This is a genomic window from Rhodococcus sp. WAY2, assembly GCF_009859915.1.
Taxonomy (GTDB): Bacteria; Actinomycetota; Actinomycetes; order Mycobacteriales; family Mycobacteriaceae; genus Rhodococcus_F; species Rhodococcus_F oxybenzonivorans.
Genome location: NZ_CP046573.1, coordinates 398,722 through 418,173, shown reverse-complemented (window position 1 = coordinate 418,173; position 19,452 = coordinate 398,722). Strand labels below are relative to the sequence as shown.

The window sequence follows — 19,452 nt, the reverse complement described above, 5'->3', positions numbered from 1 at the left end:
TCCTGTGCCGCAACAATATCCGTACTCTTACTCGATGGTCTCGTCGTTGTCGTCGACCGTGTCCGTCTCGCCGTGACCGGTGTCTTCGCCGGTGTCGGTGTCGCGGGCGAGGAGGCGTTCGAGCTTCGTTTCCCGCCAGGACTTCGATCCCGGTTCGCGGCACCAGTCCAACGCAGTGGTGTCGTCATCGACGTCGATCTCCACCACCACTCCCGCGCCGAGAGATGCCCGCATGAGGTCCTCACTGCGAACGTGATGATTGAGAACGTGAATCCGCACGGTCAGTGCGTCGACCTCGAGTTCTTCGCGGACCTTGCCTGCCAGGAACACCGCTTTACCGGCGGCCGAGAGGTCCGCCGAGTTCTGATCGCCTTCCTTGCGGATCTTGTCGCCGGCGAAGAACTCTCCGTACCAGGCCACGAATCCCTCCGACCCGCACACCGCAAACGAGGAGACTTCGTCGTCACCGGCCGCCCACAGTTCCACCAACGGACCGTCTACGGCGGCTGCCTCGATCTGTGCGAGGCGCTCACGCTGCGCGATCGACCGCAGTTCGTCGTAATCGATGTCGAGCCGCTTGTTCAGCTCGGTCTTGAACTTCGGGAACATCGACGCGGTCGCGAACTTGTGTTCCTTCGCCCACTCGTACAGCTGTGAGTGGGTGGTCAACGCACGCAATTCGTCCGCGCCGGCCTTGACTGCTTTACCGACTTCGTCCCACTGCTGCGCCGACGAGGACGAACTGCGTGACTTCGTGCTACTGCGACGACCTTGAACCATGAGCACAACTCCTTCTTCGGCTAGGAAATTCGATGGGCAAGCGAGAAATTGTTCAGCTGAGCGGGATGACCTCGATCGGGGCGGACGTGGACACGAAACCCTGCTCGATGACGACGGCCGCCTGCCTTTCCGACGCGGCGACGACCTCACTGATCTGGGGGTCCTCCCAGAAACCGGGAAGGTCGAGCATGACGGCTTTGTTGTTGCGGCGAATCATCAACGCCGTGCCCTCTTCGAGCTCGCGGATCGCCGATTCCTCCATCACCTGGCGGCGGTGCAGGCTTCCGCCCCGCGCAGCGCCCATTCCCCGTCCACGCGGCGACGGCGCCGAGAGCACGAACTCTTCGATCGAGCCGAGTAACGTCGAGACTTCCTTGAGCGTCGCGGTATCGAGCAGACCGGGCAGAATCAGCCGAATATTGGCACTACCAGCGAGTTCCTTCGCCCCTTCGCGGCCCCACCGACGTTCGGTCTGCGAGAAGTTGTGGGTGAACGCGACCAACTGAATTCCGCGGCCCCCCGAGTCCGACATCTTGGCGGGCAGTTCCGGAATCGGCGCAACGTTATTGAGTTCGTCCAAGACCAGACGCAGCGACGGGTCCAGCTTGCGGCCGGCGCGGCGTTGCGAGAGCTTGTTCGCCACGAAGAACACCTCCGCAGCCAACGCGGCCGCGAACGGTGCCACCGACCCGTTACCGCCTTCGGAGAGCACATACATGGTGCCGGTCCCCTTATCGACGAAGTCCCGCACGTCGAACGACTCCGCGGCCGGGCAATCGACCGCCGCCAGCAACGACGGCGAGGCCAACGGCTCCATCACCGAGGTCAGCACCATCAGAATGCTCGACGTCGTCTTCTCCGACTTCGCATCCAAGATCTCGGCGAGCGTGCGCGCCCACTCCGGATGACGCTCGTCGAGGATCGCCCGGGCATCCTCCGCGTCCGTGGACTCGCACCACTGCACCACGTCCGAGAGGCGCATGCCCCCGAGCGCGGCCGCGTGCAAATAGCACCGCAGCAGGGTCGCTGCCTTCTGATCGAAGAAATCCCCGTCCCCGCTCGACTTCGCGGTCTTCGGCTTCGCCGCCACCAAAGCAGCAGCGCGGCGGATCGCCACGTCCGCGTCCTCACACCCGGCGATCACCGACCATGTGATCCGATCCGGCCACCCGGAAATGTCCTCCGGATCGAACACGACGACCTCACCGCGCAAAAACCGCGGCAGCCAGGTCTGATGCAAGACGTCGACCTTCGTCGACGTGATCAGGCAACCACCGGGAGCCGAAAGCACCATCGGAACCGCCAAACGGGACGACTTACCCTGCTGTGCTGCACCCTCGACGTAGATCGCGTCCTTCGCCGACACCCACACCGGGTGCTTGGAGTTGTGCAGGAAACCCAGGCGCAACGCCAGCTCCGCGGTCTCGATGTCCTTGTCCGAGATGCCCTCGAGTGAGGGGCGCAGGAACCGGCCCTCCTTGCGCGCCGAGGCTTCGTCAAGCTTGGCGACCCGCAGGTCTTTCAACGTCGCCAATCCGACCGGCGTCTTGCTGCGGCGCTTGGACCTATGGTCCGCCCACCACCACGAGCACACGCCGATGACAACGAACACGACCACCGCCACGGCGGCGGCGATCACGGTTGCCTGCGTCGGCCAGATCAGTTTGCCGTTCATCACGGCAAACCCGGCGTCGATCGGATTTCCCGGCACCTGCTGGTCGATACCGGCCCAGGACGATCCCACCTGGACCGAGATCCCGATCACCGAGACCGCGGCGACCGCAACCCCGACGAGCCCGCCGACGAGGTAGATGCCGAGATCCGACTTGTGGGGATCGCGGGTGTGCAATTTCTCAGCCATGAGTCACTTCCTGTGTGCATCGAGGGCAAATGGGTGCAGCTACAGCGGCATTCGTCATCCGGTCTCTTCGATCCGGTAGTTCGCCGCCCGCCAGGTCCCGGAAGCATCCTTCTCGAGGGTCACCTCCGCGGCCGAGGTCTTGTACGGCGTCGATCCGCCGTCCGGGTGAAGCACGACTTGCCGGATCCGGACGTCGACCGTGGCGGTCGTGCCGTTGATCGAGGGCGCCGATTCCGCCGTCGCCGCGGCGGTGAGGGTGTCTCCGCTACGTGACCACGCCGCCCACTCGGCCGCCGGCCTCGGAAGCGGGATCGGTTCGGTGGTAGCGGCCTCCGCGAGCACGCCGGTCAGCAGATCCGCTTGTCCGGCGCGGTTCAGCGCCTCCCACCCGGACCGGTCGCGGGCCGGTTGCCAGGAGAAGATCATCGACATGGCGTTGGTGGCCACGGTCTGCGGATCCGCGTGTTCCGGGGACAGCGGGTCCTCATGGTGGTGGTTGGAGTCGTGGCCTTCCGCGGCTGCGGGGCCGGCATCGTTGCCGACGCTCTGGCGGACCGCGAACACCACTCCGACGATCAACACGAGCGCCACCACGACACCGATGACGATCGCGATGCCCTTGTTCTCTCTCATCGCTGTTCTCCTAGTTCTTGCCCGCGAGGGCGGCGTCGTAGCGGGTCATGCGTTCTCTGATGTCGGCGACGTACGCCTGGGTTTCGGCGTACGGGGGAATCCCGCCGTACTGCTCGACCGCACCGGGCCCGGCGTTGTACCCGGCGAGCATGGTGTCGATCGGATCTCCTGTGACCTGCCCATTTCCGTGCAAGGGCCGTAGGTAGTCGGCGACGTAGCAGTCGTAGGCGCCCTGGGCCATCACCGCATCGGCGATGTCGTTCGGATCCCCCGCGCCGGCTGGCCCGCTCCGGTTGCCGTTCTCGTCGACCGGATACCCGAAGGCATTCCAGGTCTCGGGCATGAACTGGGTGTAACCGGCGGCACCGGCCGGGCTGATCTGACCTGGTTTGAAGTTCGATTCCTGCTCGAGCTGACCAGCCAGCAGCGGTGGGGTGATCTCCCGGCACTGCTGCGCGCTGATGACCAGCCATTTCTCGAACTCCGGCGGCACCGTGCCTGCCGCGAGATCTGCGTCGCCCAGATCGGCGCCGCCGATCGTGCAGTCTCCCGCAGCCTTCGGGGCGGCGCCGCCATCCACGTCGGGGGCAGGCCCGTAGCTTTGACCGGCGGTGGGCATGCCGTGTCCGACCGTGGTCACGTGAACGTGATCGAAGTGATTCTGTGTGGGGCTGCCCCGGTCCTCCATGAGGTTCGGGGGGCCGTCGGATGGAATGTATTCCTGACGCCAGATCATGAACTCGATCTGGAAGTACTCGCGATGGGCCCAGAGGTAGTCCTTGACCGCGTCGCCGAGCTTGCGGCCCTCGCCGCTGGAGTAGTTGTCGATCATGATGTCGGCGCCGCGACCGGACGGATGGTCAGGGAAGGAGTCGACCGGGCGCCATCCGCCGATCGCCGTCAGCTGCGGGAACTTCGCGTGCACGGCCCGGGCGACACGAACGGTGTCGATCTGCCAATGCTCTTCGGATCCCACGGTGGTCGGCAGCGCCGCCATTTCTGCACCCGGAGGCGTGGATGGAGTCGACGGTCCCGGGGTCGTCGGTGCGGTGGGGGCGGGGCCGGCGGTGCCGGGTTCGGCGGCGGATTGGTAGTACGGCATCGGGTCCACGTCGTGGCCGCCGGTGAGTCTGCCGCCTTCCCACACCTCGAAATGCAGGTGAGCCCCGCCGGGGCCGGGAGGGGACACTTCCCCGTTGTAGCCTTCGTTGGCGATGTGCTGACCAGCCTTGACCTGGTCCCCCGCCCCGACGAGGACGCCGTCGTCGTTCATATGCCCGTAGACGGTCGAGAACATCTTCCCGTCCATCTGGTGATCGATCACGATCCACTGACCGAATCCCGTCGCGGCACCTGCGGCGGCGACCACCCCGTCGGCGAGCGAGAAGATCGGTGCACCGACCGCGCCCGCCAGGTCGATGCCGTGGTGATCAGGCCGGTCCGGTGTGCGCCATCCGGAGGTCAGGTGAGCGTCCACCGAACGCATCGGCTTTGACATCGACCCCGCAGGGACTCCCTGCGCCACCGACGATCCCGCGCCGCCGCCTGTGGGGACGCAGTCCGTCGACGTCGGTTCCTCCGAGGTCACGACGAAGATCACCACGAGGAGCGGCAGGATCAATACCAGCGCCGCAGCGAGTCCCTTCTTCACGCCAGCCCAAGGGTTCTGCCGGCGATGCCACGGCTGGAGGCGAGATCGTGGTTCTGTCGGCGTAGCCGCTGCACTTCTTCTTCCAGGGCCCGCATTTTCGCGGTCACTTCCTCCGGCGGTGCCTGACGTGCGGGTCCGTAGCTCTCACCGATCCACCGCGACACCGTGTTGACGTGTGCGCCGAGAACTTTCGCGATCGCTTGGCAGCATTCGAGGCGGGAGTTGTACTGATGGCGGGTTTCGGCGAACGTCTTCTCCGCCCAGGCGCGGGTCTCGTCCCCGTACCGGCTGCTCACGCCACTCCCTCGAGTTCGAACAGTTCGGTGAAGCGGGAGTTGGTGTCGTGCAACTTCAACTCGATTTCGGTCTGGGTGAACACCGTCTGCACGGGTATGCCCGGCACGTTGTCCTTGGAGATCTTGATCATGAATTTGCCCAGGCCAGGAGGGTTGCGGCGCGGACCACGCCTGGTTCGGCGCATCGGAGCGCCGCGAGACCAGGAGGTGATCATCGAACGCTCGGCCGTGGTGAATTCGAGGACGTCGGAGAGTCGATCGAGCTCACCGGACGGCAACCCACCGCAGATGACCATTCCGGAACGCTCGATGAAGCCCTTGGCGATCTTGACGTCGACCTCGGTGGGCAGCGTTTCGAGGTCACGGCCGGTGTGCGTGATCTGCAGCAGGCCCGTTCCGTCGCTGCGGTTGAGTCGGGTGAGTTCGTCGATGCGGTTGACCATGCCCGCGCCAGCTCCGAGCACCTGCCAGAGCTCGTCCAAAATAGCGAGGAAATATTTCTGTGGTTCCAGGCCGGCGTCGGCGAGCAGATGTGCTGCCTCCATCGACCCGTAGGCATCGGACCAGCAGCTCAGCATGACCGCTGCCTTGAGCTTCTTGTCACCGCGACTGATAGCGGAGACATCGATGCAGATCGCCGTCGAATCCAAGTCGAGAGGAACACTGGTGTGATCGGCGAAGATGTCGCCGAGCGGCCCGTCGAGCAGCGCCTCGAGGGACTGCACCAACCGGGTGATGATCTCGATGTAGTGCTGCTCGGACTGGGCGAAGACGACCTTACGAAGACGCGGCGACCCCGCGATGATCGCCTTCGACAAGTCCTTGACCAGAGGCGGAGCGACGAACGAGAACTCGCCGCCGTCGCGCAACTCCCGCAATGCCCGCGAGAGCAGTGAGCTTTCGAAGTCCTTGATCGACTCCTGACGAATCAGTTCGATCAGCGCGGTGATCATCTGCAACTGGCGCGAATGCACGACCAGCTTGGTTTCCTCGATCAGCGACTCGATGTGCTCGGCGCTCACCCGCTCGCGGCCCGTGAACGGGTCGATTGCCGACAGCGGCTGCCCGGTGGCAGCGGCGGTCTGCTCTGCTCTGCGCAGTCGCGTGAGGTGCTGCTCGAGGCGTGGGAGAACGGCGCCCATCGCCCCGGCCGAGAGCGGATTGAGATGGCCCTTGCCGTGCCCGAGCGTGATGACCTGACCACCCATCGCCTGGGTAGCGCCGACGTACTCGCCCTTCATGTCGCCGGCGACGATCGGGCACTGATTGCGGGCCACGGCACCGTGAAACATCTTGCGGATGAACGAGGACTTACCCAGACCTGGCAGGGAGAGCACGAACGCAGACGGGTTCGTGATCAACCCCTCGGCGAACCAGGTCAGCACATCGCACGAGGCGGAATCGCCGGTGATCTGATGCATCCCGATCGGAGTGCCGAGCGTAGGGGCCGTGGCACCGATCATCCACGGATTGAGACCACAGGCGTGCATCGTCGACACCTGGTATTCGACCGGGGCGAGTACGGTCTCCATCGCGCCGCCGCCGTCACTGCGAATGTAGCTGTCCCGGAACCCGCGCCGAGGCAGAGCCCTGAACGCACGCCGCCAGGACGGGTCGGGAGTCTGCTCGTCGGCGTCGTCTCTCTCCTCGTTGACCTTGCGCCACTTCTTGAGAGCACGAGCCTTGGGTGAGAGCGGGAACGGCGCGGAGGCCGCACCGTTGTCGATCGCTTCGGCCAGGGCCTCGAGCTCGGCGAACTCCCACTTGCCGATGATGTTTGCGAGATCGTCGCCGGTGAGGGCGTCCACGGTCTTCCACTGCATGTCGAATCCTCTTCCTTCAGCCGTTGCGGGCGATCTTCGAGGTGGTTGTGTGCTCACCCAGCAACACCCCGACACCGAGTCCTGCCGCGAACGCGGCATCTTGCATTCCGTAGGCGCGAACCAGCTTCAACATCGCGCGGGCGGACAAGGATTCGAGGATCGACGACGCATTCGGTACCTCCGACCCGGTGGCGCAGGTGATCGTCATCAGCGCTGAGTAACGCACCAGACCGGCACCGCGGACCTGTTCCTGGCGGGCCTGCTCGGTGGTCTCCACCCGCATTTCCGCCGCCGCCGACACCAGACCCGACTTCTGATTCACCGCGGCGCGGGCATCCTTGTGATCGCGGTTGACCTGCTTGGTTGCATCCCCAGCCGAGAAGGGGCGGTAGATGAGCGTCAAACGCTTACGATCCAAGTCGTCGTGCGGCCGCAACAGCGGCTTGAGGACCTCGTCGGTGAACACCGACTCCGGCGGCGCCTTCATCTCGTACACGACCGAAACGACACCGTTGTGCCGGTAGTAATCCCACTTCGTCACCGCCGCAGCCGGACCGGCATCCTCCCAATCGATACCGTGAGACTCGTCCAGGATCTCGAGTTCCTCGAGCTCGCGCTCCGCGGACGGGTTGTAGCTGCGGTGCACGAACGCGACGATCTGCTCAGCAGACATCGGCGAGGCTTCGACACCGGCATTGAGCAGGTCCTCGTACGCGGCGGGCAGGCGCCGCGCCAGCTCGGCCGCCATTTCCTCCGGCTCGGTGCGGCGTTCGCGCGTCGTCGCCTTGAACGTGATCGCCAAACGGCACAACGTCTGAGACCTACCCGAGGGGAACTCCACCGCCGCTTCGCGCTGAATCCGAGAGGCGATCTCCGAGCGGGACTGCTTGATGGACTGCTCGACCTCGAGGCCCAACCGGTATCCCGTGGCCGGAATCGATTCGACGATCGCCACCGCCGCGACGATGTCACCGGGCAGGCCCAGACCGGCGAGATAGGCGCCCCAGTCGGCGGTCATCAAGTCCTTTTCCGGCGTCGTCAACGCTTCGTCGCCGCCGGGCCAGCATTCGAGGACCACCGTGTACTCGGCACCGCGGCGCCGGTAGATCATCCCGAACGGGTTTCCCAACCGGTCGACGCCGACGTGCAGCGTCGTCGATGCCAGCAGGCCGGGAAGGCGGAAGCGGCCCCCCGGAATACGCGAATGCGGACCGGACCGGTACACGGTCGACCCCGTGGCCGCACGCTTCCACCACTGAATCTTCAACTGCATCACCTCGTACATCGAGCGGTGACCCCACCGGATCACCAAGGGGGCGATCACTACCGCGAACACCGCGGCCAGGATGAAACCTCTGAGAACGTCTGAGCTCACGCCCACAATCAGGGAGGTCAGGAAGCCGACGGCGGCGAACGAGCTCGCCCAAATCGACAAACCGAAAATGCCAGTGCGACGGGGAACCGAACCCGACCCGTACAGCGGACGTTCATTCGTCCGCTCGGCCACGGCGCTCATCGGGTCGTATCCGTGGTGCCAGTTGCTGCACCGACCACCCGATCGGCAAGCGGGTCGAGTGCGCGAGCGTCCCGACCGATCGTGATCGGTGTCCCGACCGGCAGCTCCGTCAAGCGCGTGTATCGCTTCGGAGGAACCATCCAGCGGCGCTCGGCGTACACCGTTGTCCACATCAGAAACGCGATGACCACTGCCGATTCCCACACGGGCACGGAAACCAAATGACTGGGTTCGCCGGCAACCTGCGCCACAATCGCGCACGCCAGCAATACCGCGAACACCTCCCGAACCAGGCGGCGTGGGGGTCGGGCCAACGAGCTTGTGACGGTCATATCCTGCCGCTGCGAGAGGCGGATCGACACCGCAGTGAAGACGGCCGCCAGTAGTGCGGCGATCCATGCGGTCCACAATGCGGAGGTTGCCGCCACGCTGCTCGACCCGATCGCTTCCGCCGCCCGCATCACAGCGTCGCAGGCATCGACGATGCTCAGCAGCGTCGGATGCGACGTACCGGCCTCGGAGATGTCGCCGCGGACCGTGTCGAGGGCAGCCCACCGAGAAAACCCGAGCACGAACGTCAGAAGGGTCACGTGAGCGGCGAACAAGACGACGGGGCGAAGGGTCCACCACATCTCCCGGATGAACCCGCCCACCGAGGAATATTTTGCGCTCGTCAAGGCTGCGGACAGGGAATCGATTCGGGTTGCCAGCGACGATCGGGCAGAGGCCTCGGTACTCATCAGAACTCGCTTTCTGAGAAGGAAAAGGAGAAGAAGTAGCGAAATAGGGTGAAAGAACCCTTATCTCGGAATGTGACCGTGGTAGTTGCCGACAGCGCCGCCAGCGATGTTCGCCGCTGCTGCCGCGCCTTGGCTTGCCGCTTGACCGGCGACCGCAGCGCCGCGGCCGAGCGCTCCCGCTGCGGACGCGGCCGTTCGTGTGCCGGCGCCGACAGCTCCGGCGACACCGGAAAGGGAACGACCTGCCGCTGCTGCGGAGCTGCGGGCACCCGGTGCACCACCACCGGACGACTTCCCGCTACTGAATCGGCCGCCGTACGACGACGCCGCACCGGAGGCGGGAGAACCCTTACCGCCGCCGCCACCGCCGGTCGATCCGCCGCCGGCTCCCCCAGCGCGAACACCACCGGATCCGCCCCGGGTCCCCAGTGCGGCCGCACTGCCGAGCACCGCTCCGGTAGCACCGGCCATCGCCGCGGCCTGCTGCGCTCCGCCGCCGCCACCTGCGCCGACAGGTCCAACAGCCGCCATGAGCGAGGGCAGCGACAAACCTGCCACTGCCAGCAGAACCGAGCCGATCACCGCAGCGGAGGCAACGTTCGATGACGAAGCCCAGAAGGCGAACACGTAGAACAGTGACGCGACTGGCTTGAACAGCAACGCCGCGACGACGAAGCCCATCATCGTTGCCCAACTCTGACGGCCCGTTCCGGTCGCCGACTGCGCCGCCGCTACCGGAGCCAAGCCGACAACAATCGCCAGCACAGCCTCACGGACGAGCAATGCGATTAATTGCGAGACGGACCCGAGTAACCCGAGACCAGTGAGGACCAGGGCCAGAACTGGTCCCAGGCCCGTCTTCTCGTCGATCCACGCAATGGCCGTGACCTTGGCACCCAGGTCTCCGCCCGATGCCTGCTGGAGGACCCAGGTGGAGAACACGTCACCGGTGAGATGGAAGATGATGACGAGCGTGGGGAGCAGACCGGCCGCGAAGATGGTCCGAGTCAGCATTTTCGCGGTTTCGTCCGCACCCTCCGCGACGGCTTGCTGCCGGGCGATCGCCAACTTCGCGGCCGCGACGATCATGCCGACGACGAATGCCACCAGTTGGATCTCCCAGGTGATGTTCCGGATACCGGTCATCGCATCACCACCGGTCAGCCCGGGAATCGGGACGGACATCCAAAAGGTCATGACCGTCGAAAATGCGGCGATGTTGCCTTCCATGACCGCTTTGGCGAACTTGCCCACCGGGTCGTCCCAGAAGGTCGATGCGGCCGAGGACAATGCGGTGGAGAACGCGGCACCCGGATGATCCGTCGATGCCTTGTCCAGGCAGAACGCCTCGCTCAAGAGGCCGCCGGTAGCGTCGTCGAGCCATCCTGAGGGTCCACCCATGTGGTCCTCTTCCAGGCATTCCCGCCGCGCTTGTTGGAACTCGTTGCCCTGTGCTCCGGTGTCGTCCGGCAAGTTCAGTGTCGGGCCTTCCGATGGAGGGGGAACGCTCGGCCGGTCCTGGGCGGCAGCGACACCGACGCTGCTCAACGAGAAGAACAGCAACGCAGCAACTGCCGCGACGATCCGCTTCACAGTGACCACCGTGTCCAGGTGCCGTCCAACGCGGAATAGGTCTGACCGGCGGAGATCGACTCGCGGTTGAACTGTGCTCGCCAGTCCCCATCGCGCCAGAGCAGGTTCGTTCGGATGCCCTTCCAGATCGGGGAAGGCAAGGCACCGTTCTCGTCGACGGTGCGCTTCATGCCCCACTCGACAGAGACGAAGTCCGGGTCACAGCTCAATACCCGGAACGCATCCGGGGCTTGCAACGATTGGAGGTTCTTCGGGTCGGCGCCCTCGCGATCGGGGTTGTCGAGCAGCGCGTCGAGTTCCGGGCTCGGGACACTCATCTGACGAATCGAATCGACCGTCACCTGTCCGCCGACGTACGAGCGTGCGATCACGTTCCACCCCGCCAGCGCCGCACCCTGCGGGGTTCTCGAGTATCCGGAGATCACGTTTCCGTCCGATGTCGTCGGGCCATCGGTTTCGGAGAACAAGGTCGCGACATTGAAGGTGCGTTGAATCATCACTCCACCAGGTGAAGTGGTGGGCTGATCTGTCGAGCATTCAGTGCGCGGCCCGGGGTCGCGCTGCGGAAGGATCATTCCCGCAGGATTGTTCGGAATCATCACTTTCCGGCCGGCCAGATCGGTGGTGGGGTCCCCGAATCCGGTTGCCCCGTTGTTGCCCTGCGCTGAAGGCTCGGGGCTCCGCGGGGCGGCTACCGGTGGCGTGGGTTCGGTGGCGTCACTGCCGGCGAACCAGGCGAACGCGGCCGCGACGAGTACGACGACCAGAGCGAACGCCCCGCCGATCATCCATTTCTGTTTGGCGTTCATCAGCTCTTCTCCTCGATGAGGGTGTAGCCGTCGAGGCTGTGGGCCTCGCGGGCATCGACGTTCTCTGCGGCCGTGGGAAGGACCAGCCGCCAGTCCCCGATCCACTGCAAGGCGACCGGGTACACAAAGCGGGCTGGCGGGGAACCGATTTCCTGCACGACGTCGACAGCGGCGGTGGCGGAATCACCGGGCGTGTACTCGGTGACCTTGAAGGCGATGAACTTCGGTGCCTGCTCGGCTGGGACCGGGCCGGTCACCGAGACCAGCGCCCGGTTCGCGGCGAATTCATCGCGGCCAGGGCCAGGGGCGGTGACAACCGAGACCATCTGTCCCCAGCTCGTATCCGGGGTGAGCGCCAGGTACGCCTGTCCGCGGATCGCGGCCAGGACAGCGCCTTGCGGGGTGTTGGAGTAGCCGGAGGGAATCGTGGAGGTGGTCTTCGGGCCGTCCTCGGGTGAGCGAGGCAGCCGAACACCGTTGTAGTTTTCCCAGCTCAGATGGGCTGGCGCGGTGGTGGTGTCCACCGGCGGCACGACGGGGCCGGGCGTATCCGGGTCCGATCCACACCCCGCAGAGGCGGCGAGCACGGTCGCCGCCAGGACGAGCGCGGCAACCGAGCGGCGACCGATAGTGCGCATGGTTTTCTCTTCTCTTCTCAGACGATGAGGCGATTGGCGATGGCGGCGGCGGAGCCGACGAGGACCGCGCAGCCGCAGATCCGGAACAGGGTTTTGTCCTCGAGGATTTGGCTTGCGGTCACACGCTGGTAGGCGAGCATCGCACCGAAGGTGACGAGGGCCGCGATGCACGCGACGATGCCGATCCAGCTCACGTACCGCACCACCAGCATCAACGGCTCCCACGCCTGCGTGGGGAGCCGTTGCCGATCGGCAGGAGGCTGGCCGATCAGCACCGCTGGGCTCATCACGGTCAGCTGGCGAGTTGATTGATGACGGCAGGGGCGAGACCGATGACGACCGCGCCGATCATCGCGCCGACGATCTTGCTTTTGCCGTCGCCGTCGCGGGCGCCGCTGCGCTCCATAGCGAGCATCACCCCGCCGATGACCAGGCCGGCGATCGCGAGGACGACGCCACCCCATTTGACCCAGGAGAGCAGCATGAGGAACTTGTCGACGCCGGGCGGCGGCTGCGGCGGCTCGGTGCCGATCTGTGCCAAAACATCAACGCTGGCAGCGTGATACGCGACCTGTACGGAACTGAGGACTGCAACCATGAGAGTGCCTTTCTTTCGGCGAGGGTGAACTTTTCAGGGGTGAAAATTCAGGGGGCCTGACGGGTCGCAGCGAGGCGGGCGGCGTCGAATATCTCCGCCCCGACCTCGACGAGTTTGGGGTCCGGGTATTCGGTCGGGTCTGCGCGCCGCAGCTTCGAACCTGGCGGCGGCGCGGGATCGTTCGGTGACCACACCGGCATCTGCTTGTAGGTCAAGGTGCGGTAGTGCGGTAGGTACGGCAGGCGCCAGACCCGCGGGGCCGCCGACTCGACGACGTCGAGCTGCCGGCGCAGCGTGGCGGGCAACTTTCCGGGGGCATCGGGCACGCTGACCAGTCCCAGCAGTGCGCAGCCGCCGGTCAATCCGGCGATTGACTGCAAGAGCAGGTCGTGAGCACTCTGCAATCCCTCACGGTGCGTGCGGGCAACGATGACCACACTGCGATAGCGATCCGCGGCCGGCCATCCCATCCGGGAGTCACCGGCAGGTGCCCAGGTACGCGTCAACGTCGCCACACCGGCGGCGGTGTCGTGCGCGCCGAGAAGCCAGAACGCCGGCCTGGGAGTTGTCGTCGCGATCGCCGTATCCCATACCGGAGCCCTCGATTCGGTTGGTGGAATCCGCAGTCCAGCGGGAACGACGACCCGACCGGTCACGCTGCCGGGGTCGTTGTCCGGATCACCCTCGCGGGAGAGAGGTGAAGCCATCTTCGTGTCCTTCCATCAACTTCGGGTGCCACCACCACCGCGAACTACTGGCCGGGTGAGGGACACCCGGGGGTGCCCCTCACCTGCGGCTCAGTTGATTCCGGCTGGGGTCGGTGTCGCGGTGACTGTCGCGGAACTCGGCGAGCTGGTTGCGGGGCTGCTCGGCGAGGTGGAGGTCGTTGACGGCCTCGTCGACGATGTCGAACCTGCAGTGGCGCTGGTTCCGAGGATTTCCGATGCCGAACGGCTCTGCTGTCCGATCGCTGCCAGCAGTGGCCCGGACTGATCGGGTGTCGTCGACCCGGTACGGCGGACCTGGTCACCGGTCAGATCGTGGGCGAGCGCGACGATCCATTCCGTCACCAACTCCACCGGGGTCTGGCCACCGGTTCCCACGGGGACCGTGGTGTAGCTTCCGTGCTTGGCGATGGTGTCCCAGTAGGCGGTGTCGGTCGCCATCTTCGCCAGACCCTTGTTGTCCGCGATGCCGGACTTGACCTCGTTGAATGCGAGGGTGACGGCCTTGTCGACCGTGGCCGGCGGGACGAGCTTGACGGTCGCGGTGAGGATCTTGGCACCCAGCACACCGATCGCCGCCTGCGGCCCAGCCACCCCGGCCGCCGCGATCTGTGCGATGGACTGCGGCGTGAGGACATCCTTGGCCACGGTGACGGCCGCGGCGATGCCCATACCGGCGATCTTCGTCACCGCCGACACCGCTTCGCTGATGCCGTCCGCCCGCTTGGACGGATCACTGTAGGCGACCATTCGATTGAGGACCGTGGTGCCCGAGTCCTTGACAGTGAAAACGCCTGCCTTGGAATCGAAGTTGATGTTGTCGTTGACGACAGAGGCCCCGGTGTAGATCACCGACTGTCCTAACGCGGCACCCACACTGGTCAAGATCGCCACCGGGTCCTGCGTGTTCATGTTGGACTGACCGGCGATATTGGCCACCATGCGCGCCAACGGGGCGTCGGTAGGGGTATCGCAGGCAAGATCACCCGGCGTGCAGAACGAGGCAACCCGATCCGCGACCTGGCCAAAGGACCTCTCCCCCGTCGTCTCCGGAGCGATACCTCCCCCGGCCGGGGTTTGTATCGCAGCGACCTCGACCGATTCGACCGAATCACCCTTGGCTCCGGGTGCGGTCGCAGGAGCTGTCTGCGACGACGACGCGAAGACCGGCGCACCTGCAGGGCGAGTCGGGTCCGAGAACAATGCTGCGCCGGCGAACCTGTCCGCGGAGATAGGCCCGTCACCGGCACCGATCTCACGGGCGAGCGCCGAGGCTACTTGTCCGCCCTGGCTGTATCCGCCGATGAAGACCTGGGTGTCCGGGCACTTGCTCGCCAAATCAGTGAGCATCGCCGCAGCATTGGTGATTCCCATCTGCACGGACTGCTCGTAGGTGTCCGTGGACTGATCACCGGGTTTGCCACCGAAACTCGCCGAGTAGTTCACGTACGAGCGATCGATCACATTCTTGCTGCCGCTGTCGCCGTTCGCCGCCAGCAGGGCCGGGATCGCGACTTGAGAGAAGAAACCACCGTCCTGATCGGTCGGCGCAGTCGGTGAGGAATCGGTGGTCCCGTTGACCAACAGCAGATGCAACGGTGTGCATCCCGAATCCGCTGCTGACGCAGAAACCGGGGTCGTGGTCGTCGGCGAGGATGGAGTCGACGTCGCAGGCTGCGCTCCTGCGGCACCGGTCCCTGCCATAGCGACCAGCATCAGCGCCGTAGATGCGGCCGCGGCCGCGCGCAGAAGAGTCGGTGAATGAATGTGCATATCTTTACTGCCCCTCTCGAGGATGGATGGCAACAATTCGGGCACCGGAACCGTCCGGATTCGTCACGGGCTACTCCCCTGTCCTGACCGTGATCGCTGTGATCAGCGCCCCGCCGTTCGGTCCCGGCGTAGTCGCCACGTTCTGCGGGTAATGGGCTGAGGCACCGCCGGGTGGGCGCACGAACAGATCGACCACGTACGCACCGCCACCCCGCGCCGACGCGAGCAGGCAATGCTCAGTGCCCGGTGCGAGGGTGGCGAGCGCTTCGGTCATCTGCTCGACCGTTCCCACGACCGCACCCTCCGCCACGAACGAGCGGGCCTTGGCGGCATCGCGGTCGACGTAGTACGCGGCCTGGAACCTCGCAATCGCCGCTTCGCCGGCATCCGGGGACGACCCATCGATCGGCTCTCCCCCGGTGAAGCCGAAACACCACGGGCGAACTCCCTCGGCCGCTGCCTGCGCCGGGGATGGTGTCACCGCTACCGTCGGCCTCGCGGTGATCACCGCACTGATCGGCAGAGGGTTATCGGGTGCTGAGAATGCGGCCACCGCGGTCGCAGCGACACCGGCGAGGACAGCGACGGCCGCCGTAATCGATCCACCGACCGCCACCGCGGTGCGGTGACGAGACAACCATGACCGGCCTGTTTCGTCCGCGGGCTTCGCTGCGGTATCCCCCGGGTGCTGGTCCACCACCCATGAATCCGGTCCCACGCCGTCAGCGGCAGGGTCCGATGGCCACGGCTTCCCCATGGTCGAATCGGGATCGCTCCACTCCGAGCCGCCCTGCTGGTGCGGCATGGGTTCGGTCTCGGGTCGGGCGCCGAGAATCGGGCTGGTCACATCGAACCAGTCGTCTTCCTCGGCGTTCGCATCCTCGAGCCCGTTGCCGCCTTCTACGACGGAGAATGCCGTCCTGCCGACCCCGTCCGCGGGGTCGGCAGGAGCATCATCGGTGTTCCCGGAATCCGGCGACGGCGGCGCGGTGAACCAATCTTCGATGGCACTCTCGTCCAAACGGTTGTCTCCATCGAATCGCGAATCCACCATCGGTCCCATCTCCTGTTCGGTGTTCGTCGTCGGATTCCGGTCACCCGGACACGCCCGTAACGGGGTGCCGGTTCCTACTGCTGTGATCAGGCGTTCAGGCCGGCGACCACGGCACCGGCGAACGCTGATGCTTGCTCGATCACTGGTACGGCCGCGGCCGCCGCGTTCGCACCGGCCTGGTCCGCTGCGGCGACGACCTGGCCGCCGCCCTGCTGTGCCAGCGCCGCGCCACGCACCTGCGTGAGCGTCGCGTTCACCTGGGGTGCTGCCTGCTCGAAGTACGCCGGTGCCGTTTCCGTGAAATTGCGTGCCTGCTCGACAACCTCTGCGCCAGTGGGGAACTGTTCAACCTGCTCGACCACCGCCACCGTCTGTGTGGTGACAGCGCTGGTATCGATCCCTGGCGGTGTCCACAGCGGAGCAGGTGCGGCCGGAGCTGCCTCGACGGCAGGGACCGCCGGTGCCGGTTCCTCGATCGTGAGGTCCTGGCCACCGAAGACCGTGGCACCGACCAAAGCGCCGGCGGCACCACCCACCCCGGCGCCGACCGCGGCCGCGGGCAGCCCTATCACGGCCGCGCCGACTCCAGCGCCGATCGCCGCACCCGGACCCACACCCCAACCGCCGGTCGGGGCGGTCACAGCGGCACCGATACCGGCACCGATCAACGCACCACCGCCCGCTCCGACAACCGCGGCGGGCCCGCCCAAAGCGGTGAGTCCGATACCCGCGCCGAGTAACCCGCCGCCGATCGCACCGCCGGTGACCCGATCGGCCTGCGGTGCGTCGACACCAGCGTTGATCAGGGCGTTACCCGCGTCGGCCTGCACGGCGGCGATCGTGTTCGTGATCCGATCCCGGTCCGCGTCCGGCATCCACGGCGGCTGCTGGATCAATCCGGCACCGGTGAAGATGTACCCCTCGGGTGCATCGACCGGAGCGATGACCTTCCGCTTCACCATCGGAACCGGTGGCGCAGCCGGGGCCGCTTCGGGCGCGGCCGGTGGTTCAGTCCACTGCGTACCCGGATTCCCGTAGTACTGCTCCTGATAGGGGGCGGGCTCGTAGTAGGCCTGCGGATACGTCGGCTCCGTGTAGATCGGTGCCTCGACATACTGATTCCCGTTCTGGAAATCCTCGTAAGACCGGCCCGGAGAGGCTGCAACCTCCGGAGAGGGCTGATACCCGGCCAGATACTCGCGCTGCGGTGCCGGAGCCGGCGTCGACACACCTGGCTGCGACTGCTCACTACTCACACCGGGCTGAGCCTGCTCCACCGATACACCCGGCTGGGCGTCCGGTTCTGCTTGAGCAACGCCGCCCAACGTCAAAGCGATGACCACTGGAATAGTTCCCGCGACCGTCACTCGCTCCATGCGGTGACGGTGGCGGCCGCCATATCTGTTATGCGTCATCTTGTTTCCTTCTCTTTCGGTGGTGCAACCACCATTGGGCTGCTAGGAGAACGAGGACGGGTACTACGGCCCTGCCCATCTCGAGGGACGAGCTGCTACAGACCCCAGGCAGACAGGCTCTGGAGCCACATCGTGATCCGCCATCAGTCGATCTCCTTCTCATTAACGTGCCGCCGCTCGTACGTGAAAACGACGCGGGGTCGAGCCGGTCTCACAGTGGAAATAGGGCCGCAGGGCTCTGTCGGTAGGGACAACCCCTGCGTCAAGCTACCCCACAGAAGCAACGTTTGGTATATTTACAAGCATCATATAGGCATCATACGGGTAGTCGAATGGCTTCTTCGGCGGGTGGTTCCTTCTGGGGCCGGGTCCGCATTTACTGTGAATGCATGCCCAACCACCGTGAGCTCGAGAAATTCGGCGCTGTCGTCGCTGCACGGAGAAGGTGGTTGGGTCTGACTCGGGACCAGGTACACGCAGCTGGCGGTCCCGCCGACACGACCCTGGCGCGAATCGAGAATCCGACCTCGAAAACGGCCCCGCCAAGGGCGCGGACCCTGCGGCGGTTAGACGAGGGGCTGAGGTGGGCCCCCGGTAGCGCGGCCCGAACACTGGCGGGTGGCGAACCTGATCCACTCGATACCGAGTCAGCAGAGAACTCAGAACTCTCTGCGCCGGCAAATCCGCTCAATTTCAGCAAGCTTGAGATTTCAGTCGAACTCGTACGAGGACTGCTGACCACGTCCGATGTCGTCTACGACGTCCTTACCCGCCAGGATCTGCCAGCATCCTGTTTGCCGACCGCCGAGAAGGCCGCCGACGAACTGGCTAGCATCATCCGAAAACTCAGTGCCGCCTACGCGACAGAGGTTCTCGAACGCGCTGGAGGGCCAGGTCGCGTGCTTACTCCAGCTGTCGAAATGGCCTACCGTGAGCACCTCTCCAGCTCAGTGCAGAGCGCTGACCCCGAGGTAGCAGAGGAACAGCTCTACCGCCGTTGGCTCGCAGGCAAGGAACAAGACCTCGACGAGGTCACCCGCGACGCGTTCCATCAGCGCTGGAATGCCAAGCAGCGAGTACTACAAGCAAGAAAGAGCTGAACAACCATGAGCAAATATCGTGAAATCCCGTTGTTTCAACGCCTCGATCTGTTGTTCGTCCTGTGGTGCAAGAGCGCGAACTCCCCGGCACCGTACGCAGATATTGCCGCAGAAGTGTCGCGACGTACCGGCATGGCGTTGACCGCCGACGAGGTCGAAGACATTCGCATCGGGCACCGCTTACCTGATCCCGCAGTGGCAATCGCTATCGCGGAAGCGCTCGGCTGGGATGAACCCGTCTACCTTTCCGATGAACCGGCGCAGTACGTCGAGTACTTCAACAATCTCAAGACCTTGCTAGTGCAGCGTGACACGAAGACGGTCCTAGTCGGGGGCTTCCGTTCGTCTACCGAGGATCTCAGTCCGGAAGCGCGAGACGAACTCCACGAGCTACTTGGCGAGATCGAGGCCGCCGAAGATGGCCGCCGAACAACCAAGTAGACGACG

General features: G+C 65.3%; 19 protein-coding genes. 2 read left to right on the top strand and 17 right to left on the bottom strand.

Translation table 11 applies throughout. From position 1 onward, the window contains the following. Positions 1-27: 27 nt before the first annotated feature. The 17 genes from GFS60_RS31980 to GFS60_RS31900 form a co-directional block, all read right to left on the bottom strand. Positions 28-780, bottom strand: a complete 753-nt coding sequence (locus tag GFS60_RS31980) for a hypothetical protein (RefSeq protein WP_159928260.1) — start codon at positions 778-780, stop codon at positions 28-30. A 52-nt stretch (positions 781-832) separates the two neighbouring features. Beyond that, positions 833-2,641, bottom strand: coding sequence for a type IV secretory system conjugative DNA transfer family protein (locus tag GFS60_RS31975; RefSeq protein ID WP_159928258.1), 1,809 nt, complete (start codon positions 2,639-2,641; stop codon positions 833-835). A gap of 54 nt (positions 2,642-2,695) precedes the next feature. Further along, positions 2,696-3,274: a hypothetical protein gene (locus GFS60_RS31970; protein WP_159928256.1), complete on the bottom strand. Its 579-nt coding sequence runs from the start codon at positions 3,272-3,274 to the stop codon at positions 2,696-2,698. 10 nt (positions 3,275-3,284) lie between these two features. After that, entirely contained in the window at positions 3,285-4,925 is a 1,641-nt protein-coding gene (locus tag GFS60_RS31965; protein WP_159928254.1) for a peptidoglycan DD-metalloendopeptidase family protein, read from the bottom strand. Next, on the bottom strand, positions 4,922-5,221 hold the full coding sequence (locus tag GFS60_RS31960) for a transposase (RefSeq protein ID WP_109336454.1): 300 nt from the start codon (positions 5,219-5,221) through the stop codon (positions 4,922-4,924). Before GFS60_RS31960 ends, GFS60_RS31965 begins: the two co-directional genes overlap by 4 nt. Beyond that, on the bottom strand, positions 5,218-7,044 hold the full coding sequence (locus GFS60_RS31955) for an ATP/GTP-binding protein (protein ID WP_159928252.1): 1,827 nt from the start codon (positions 7,042-7,044) through the stop codon (positions 5,218-5,220). The genes GFS60_RS31960 and GFS60_RS31955 overlap by 4 nt, the downstream gene beginning before the upstream one ends. A 16-nt stretch (positions 7,045-7,060) precedes the next feature. Further along, positions 7,061-8,560: an SCO6880 family protein gene (locus GFS60_RS31950; protein ID WP_159928250.1), complete on the bottom strand. Its 1,500-nt coding sequence runs from the start codon at positions 8,558-8,560 to the stop codon at positions 7,061-7,063. After that, positions 8,557-9,300 (bottom strand): hypothetical protein, encoded by a 744-nt coding sequence (locus tag GFS60_RS31945; RefSeq protein ID WP_159928248.1) that lies wholly within the window; start codon positions 9,298-9,300, stop codon positions 8,557-8,559. The genes GFS60_RS31950 and GFS60_RS31945 overlap by 4 nt, the downstream gene beginning before the upstream one ends. A gap of 60 nt (positions 9,301-9,360) precedes the next feature. Next, positions 9,361-10,893: a hypothetical protein gene (locus GFS60_RS31940; RefSeq protein WP_159928246.1), complete on the bottom strand. Its 1,533-nt coding sequence runs from the start codon at positions 10,891-10,893 to the stop codon at positions 9,361-9,363. Further along, positions 10,890-11,702 carry a hypothetical protein gene (locus tag GFS60_RS31935; protein WP_159928244.1) on the bottom strand — a complete coding sequence of 271 codons (813 nt, stop codon included), beginning with the start codon at positions 11,700-11,702 and terminating at the stop codon, positions 10,890-10,892. The genes GFS60_RS31940 and GFS60_RS31935 overlap by 4 nt, the downstream gene beginning before the upstream one ends. Beyond that, positions 11,702-12,340, bottom strand: coding sequence for a hypothetical protein (locus tag GFS60_RS31930; RefSeq protein WP_159928242.1), 639 nt, complete (start codon positions 12,338-12,340; stop codon positions 11,702-11,704). The genes GFS60_RS31935 and GFS60_RS31930 overlap by 1 nt, the downstream gene beginning before the upstream one ends. Positions 12,341-12,357: 17 nt before the next feature. Beyond that, positions 12,358-12,627: a hypothetical protein gene (locus GFS60_RS31925; protein WP_159928240.1), complete on the bottom strand. Its 270-nt coding sequence runs from the start codon at positions 12,625-12,627 to the stop codon at positions 12,358-12,360. 5 nt (positions 12,628-12,632) lie between these two features. Beyond that, complete coding sequence (locus tag GFS60_RS31920) at positions 12,633-12,938, bottom strand: hypothetical protein (protein WP_159928238.1); 306 nt, start codon at positions 12,936-12,938, stop codon at positions 12,633-12,635. 47 nt (positions 12,939-12,985) lie between these two features. Next, a complete protein-coding gene (locus GFS60_RS31915) occupies positions 12,986-13,645 on the bottom strand; it encodes a hypothetical protein (RefSeq protein ID WP_159928236.1) in 660 nt (219 codons plus the stop codon). 90 nt (positions 13,646-13,735) lie between these two features. Beyond that, positions 13,736-15,436 carry a cutinase family protein gene (locus tag GFS60_RS31910; RefSeq protein ID WP_159928234.1) on the bottom strand — a complete coding sequence of 567 codons (1,701 nt, stop codon included), beginning with the start codon at positions 15,434-15,436 and terminating at the stop codon, positions 13,736-13,738. 70 nt (positions 15,437-15,506) lie between these two features. Then, entirely contained in the window at positions 15,507-16,490 is a 984-nt protein-coding gene (locus tag GFS60_RS31905) for a hypothetical protein (protein WP_159928232.1), read from the bottom strand. Between the two features lie 86 nt (positions 16,491-16,576). Beyond that, positions 16,577-17,905, bottom strand: a complete 1,329-nt coding sequence (locus GFS60_RS31900) for a hypothetical protein (RefSeq protein WP_236603596.1) — start codon at positions 17,903-17,905, stop codon at positions 16,577-16,579. A gap of 389 nt (positions 17,906-18,294) precedes the next feature. On the opposite strand from GFS60_RS31900, the gene GFS60_RS31895 reads away from it, so the two are divergent. Next, on the top strand, positions 18,295-19,005 hold the full coding sequence (locus GFS60_RS31895; protein WP_159928230.1) for a helix-turn-helix domain-containing protein: 711 nt from the start codon (positions 18,295-18,297) through the stop codon (positions 19,003-19,005). Positions 19,006-19,011: 6 nt separating this feature from the next. Beyond that, positions 19,012-19,446, top strand: a complete 435-nt coding sequence (locus GFS60_RS31890; protein WP_159928228.1) for a hypothetical protein — start codon at positions 19,012-19,014, stop codon at positions 19,444-19,446. The last annotated feature ends 6 nt before the right edge of the window (positions 19,447-19,452 follow it).

Excerpts from the sequence above, each read along its gene's own strand:
- GFS60_RS31980 (WP_159928260.1), bottom strand. The coding sequence starts at position 780 with ATGGTTCAAGGTCGTCGCAGTAGCACGAAGTCACGCAGTTCGTCCTCG.
- GFS60_RS31975 (WP_159928258.1), bottom strand. The coding sequence starts at position 2,641 with ATGGCTGAGAAATTGCACACCCGCGATCCCCACAAGTCGGATCTCGGC.
- GFS60_RS31970 (WP_159928256.1), bottom strand. The coding sequence starts at position 3,274 with ATGAGAGAGAACAAGGGCATCGCGATCGTCATCGGTGTCGTGGTGGCG.
- GFS60_RS31955 (WP_159928252.1), bottom strand. The coding sequence starts at position 7,044 with ATGCAGTGGAAGACCGTGGACGCCCTCACCGGCGACGATCTCGCAAAC.
- GFS60_RS31950 (WP_159928250.1), bottom strand. The coding sequence starts at position 8,560 with ATGAGCGCCGTGGCCGAGCGGACGAATGAACGTCCGCTGTACGGGTCG.
- GFS60_RS31945 (WP_159928248.1), bottom strand. The coding sequence starts at position 9,300 with ATGAGTACCGAGGCCTCTGCCCGATCGTCGCTGGCAACCCGAATCGAT.
- GFS60_RS31935 (WP_159928244.1), bottom strand. The coding sequence starts at position 11,702 with ATGAACGCCAAACAGAAATGGATGATCGGCGGGGCGTTCGCTCTGGTC.
- GFS60_RS31930 (WP_159928242.1), bottom strand. The coding sequence starts at position 12,340 with ATGCGCACTATCGGTCGCCGCTCGGTTGCCGCGCTCGTCCTGGCGGCG.
- GFS60_RS31925 (WP_159928240.1), bottom strand. The coding sequence starts at position 12,627 with ATGAGCCCAGCGGTGCTGATCGGCCAGCCTCCTGCCGATCGGCAACGG.
- GFS60_RS31920 (WP_159928238.1), bottom strand. The coding sequence starts at position 12,938 with ATGGTTGCAGTCCTCAGTTCCGTACAGGTCGCGTATCACGCTGCCAGC.
- GFS60_RS31915 (WP_159928236.1), bottom strand. The coding sequence starts at position 13,645 with ATGGCTTCACCTCTCTCCCGCGAGGGTGATCCGGACAACGACCCCGGC.
- GFS60_RS31910 (WP_159928234.1), bottom strand. The coding sequence starts at position 15,436 with ATGCACATTCATTCACCGACTCTTCTGCGCGCGGCCGCGGCCGCATCT.
- GFS60_RS31905 (WP_159928232.1), bottom strand. The coding sequence starts at position 16,490 with ATGGTGGATTCGCGATTCGATGGAGACAACCGTTTGGACGAGAGTGCC.
- GFS60_RS31900 (WP_236603596.1), bottom strand. The coding sequence starts at position 17,905 with ATGACGCATAACAGATATGGCGGCCGCCACCGTCACCGCATGGAGCGA.
- GFS60_RS31895 (WP_159928230.1), top strand. The coding sequence starts at position 18,295 with ATGCCCAACCACCGTGAGCTCGAGAAATTCGGCGCTGTCGTCGCTGCA.
- GFS60_RS31890 (WP_159928228.1), top strand. The coding sequence starts at position 19,012 with ATGAGCAAATATCGTGAAATCCCGTTGTTTCAACGCCTCGATCTGTTG.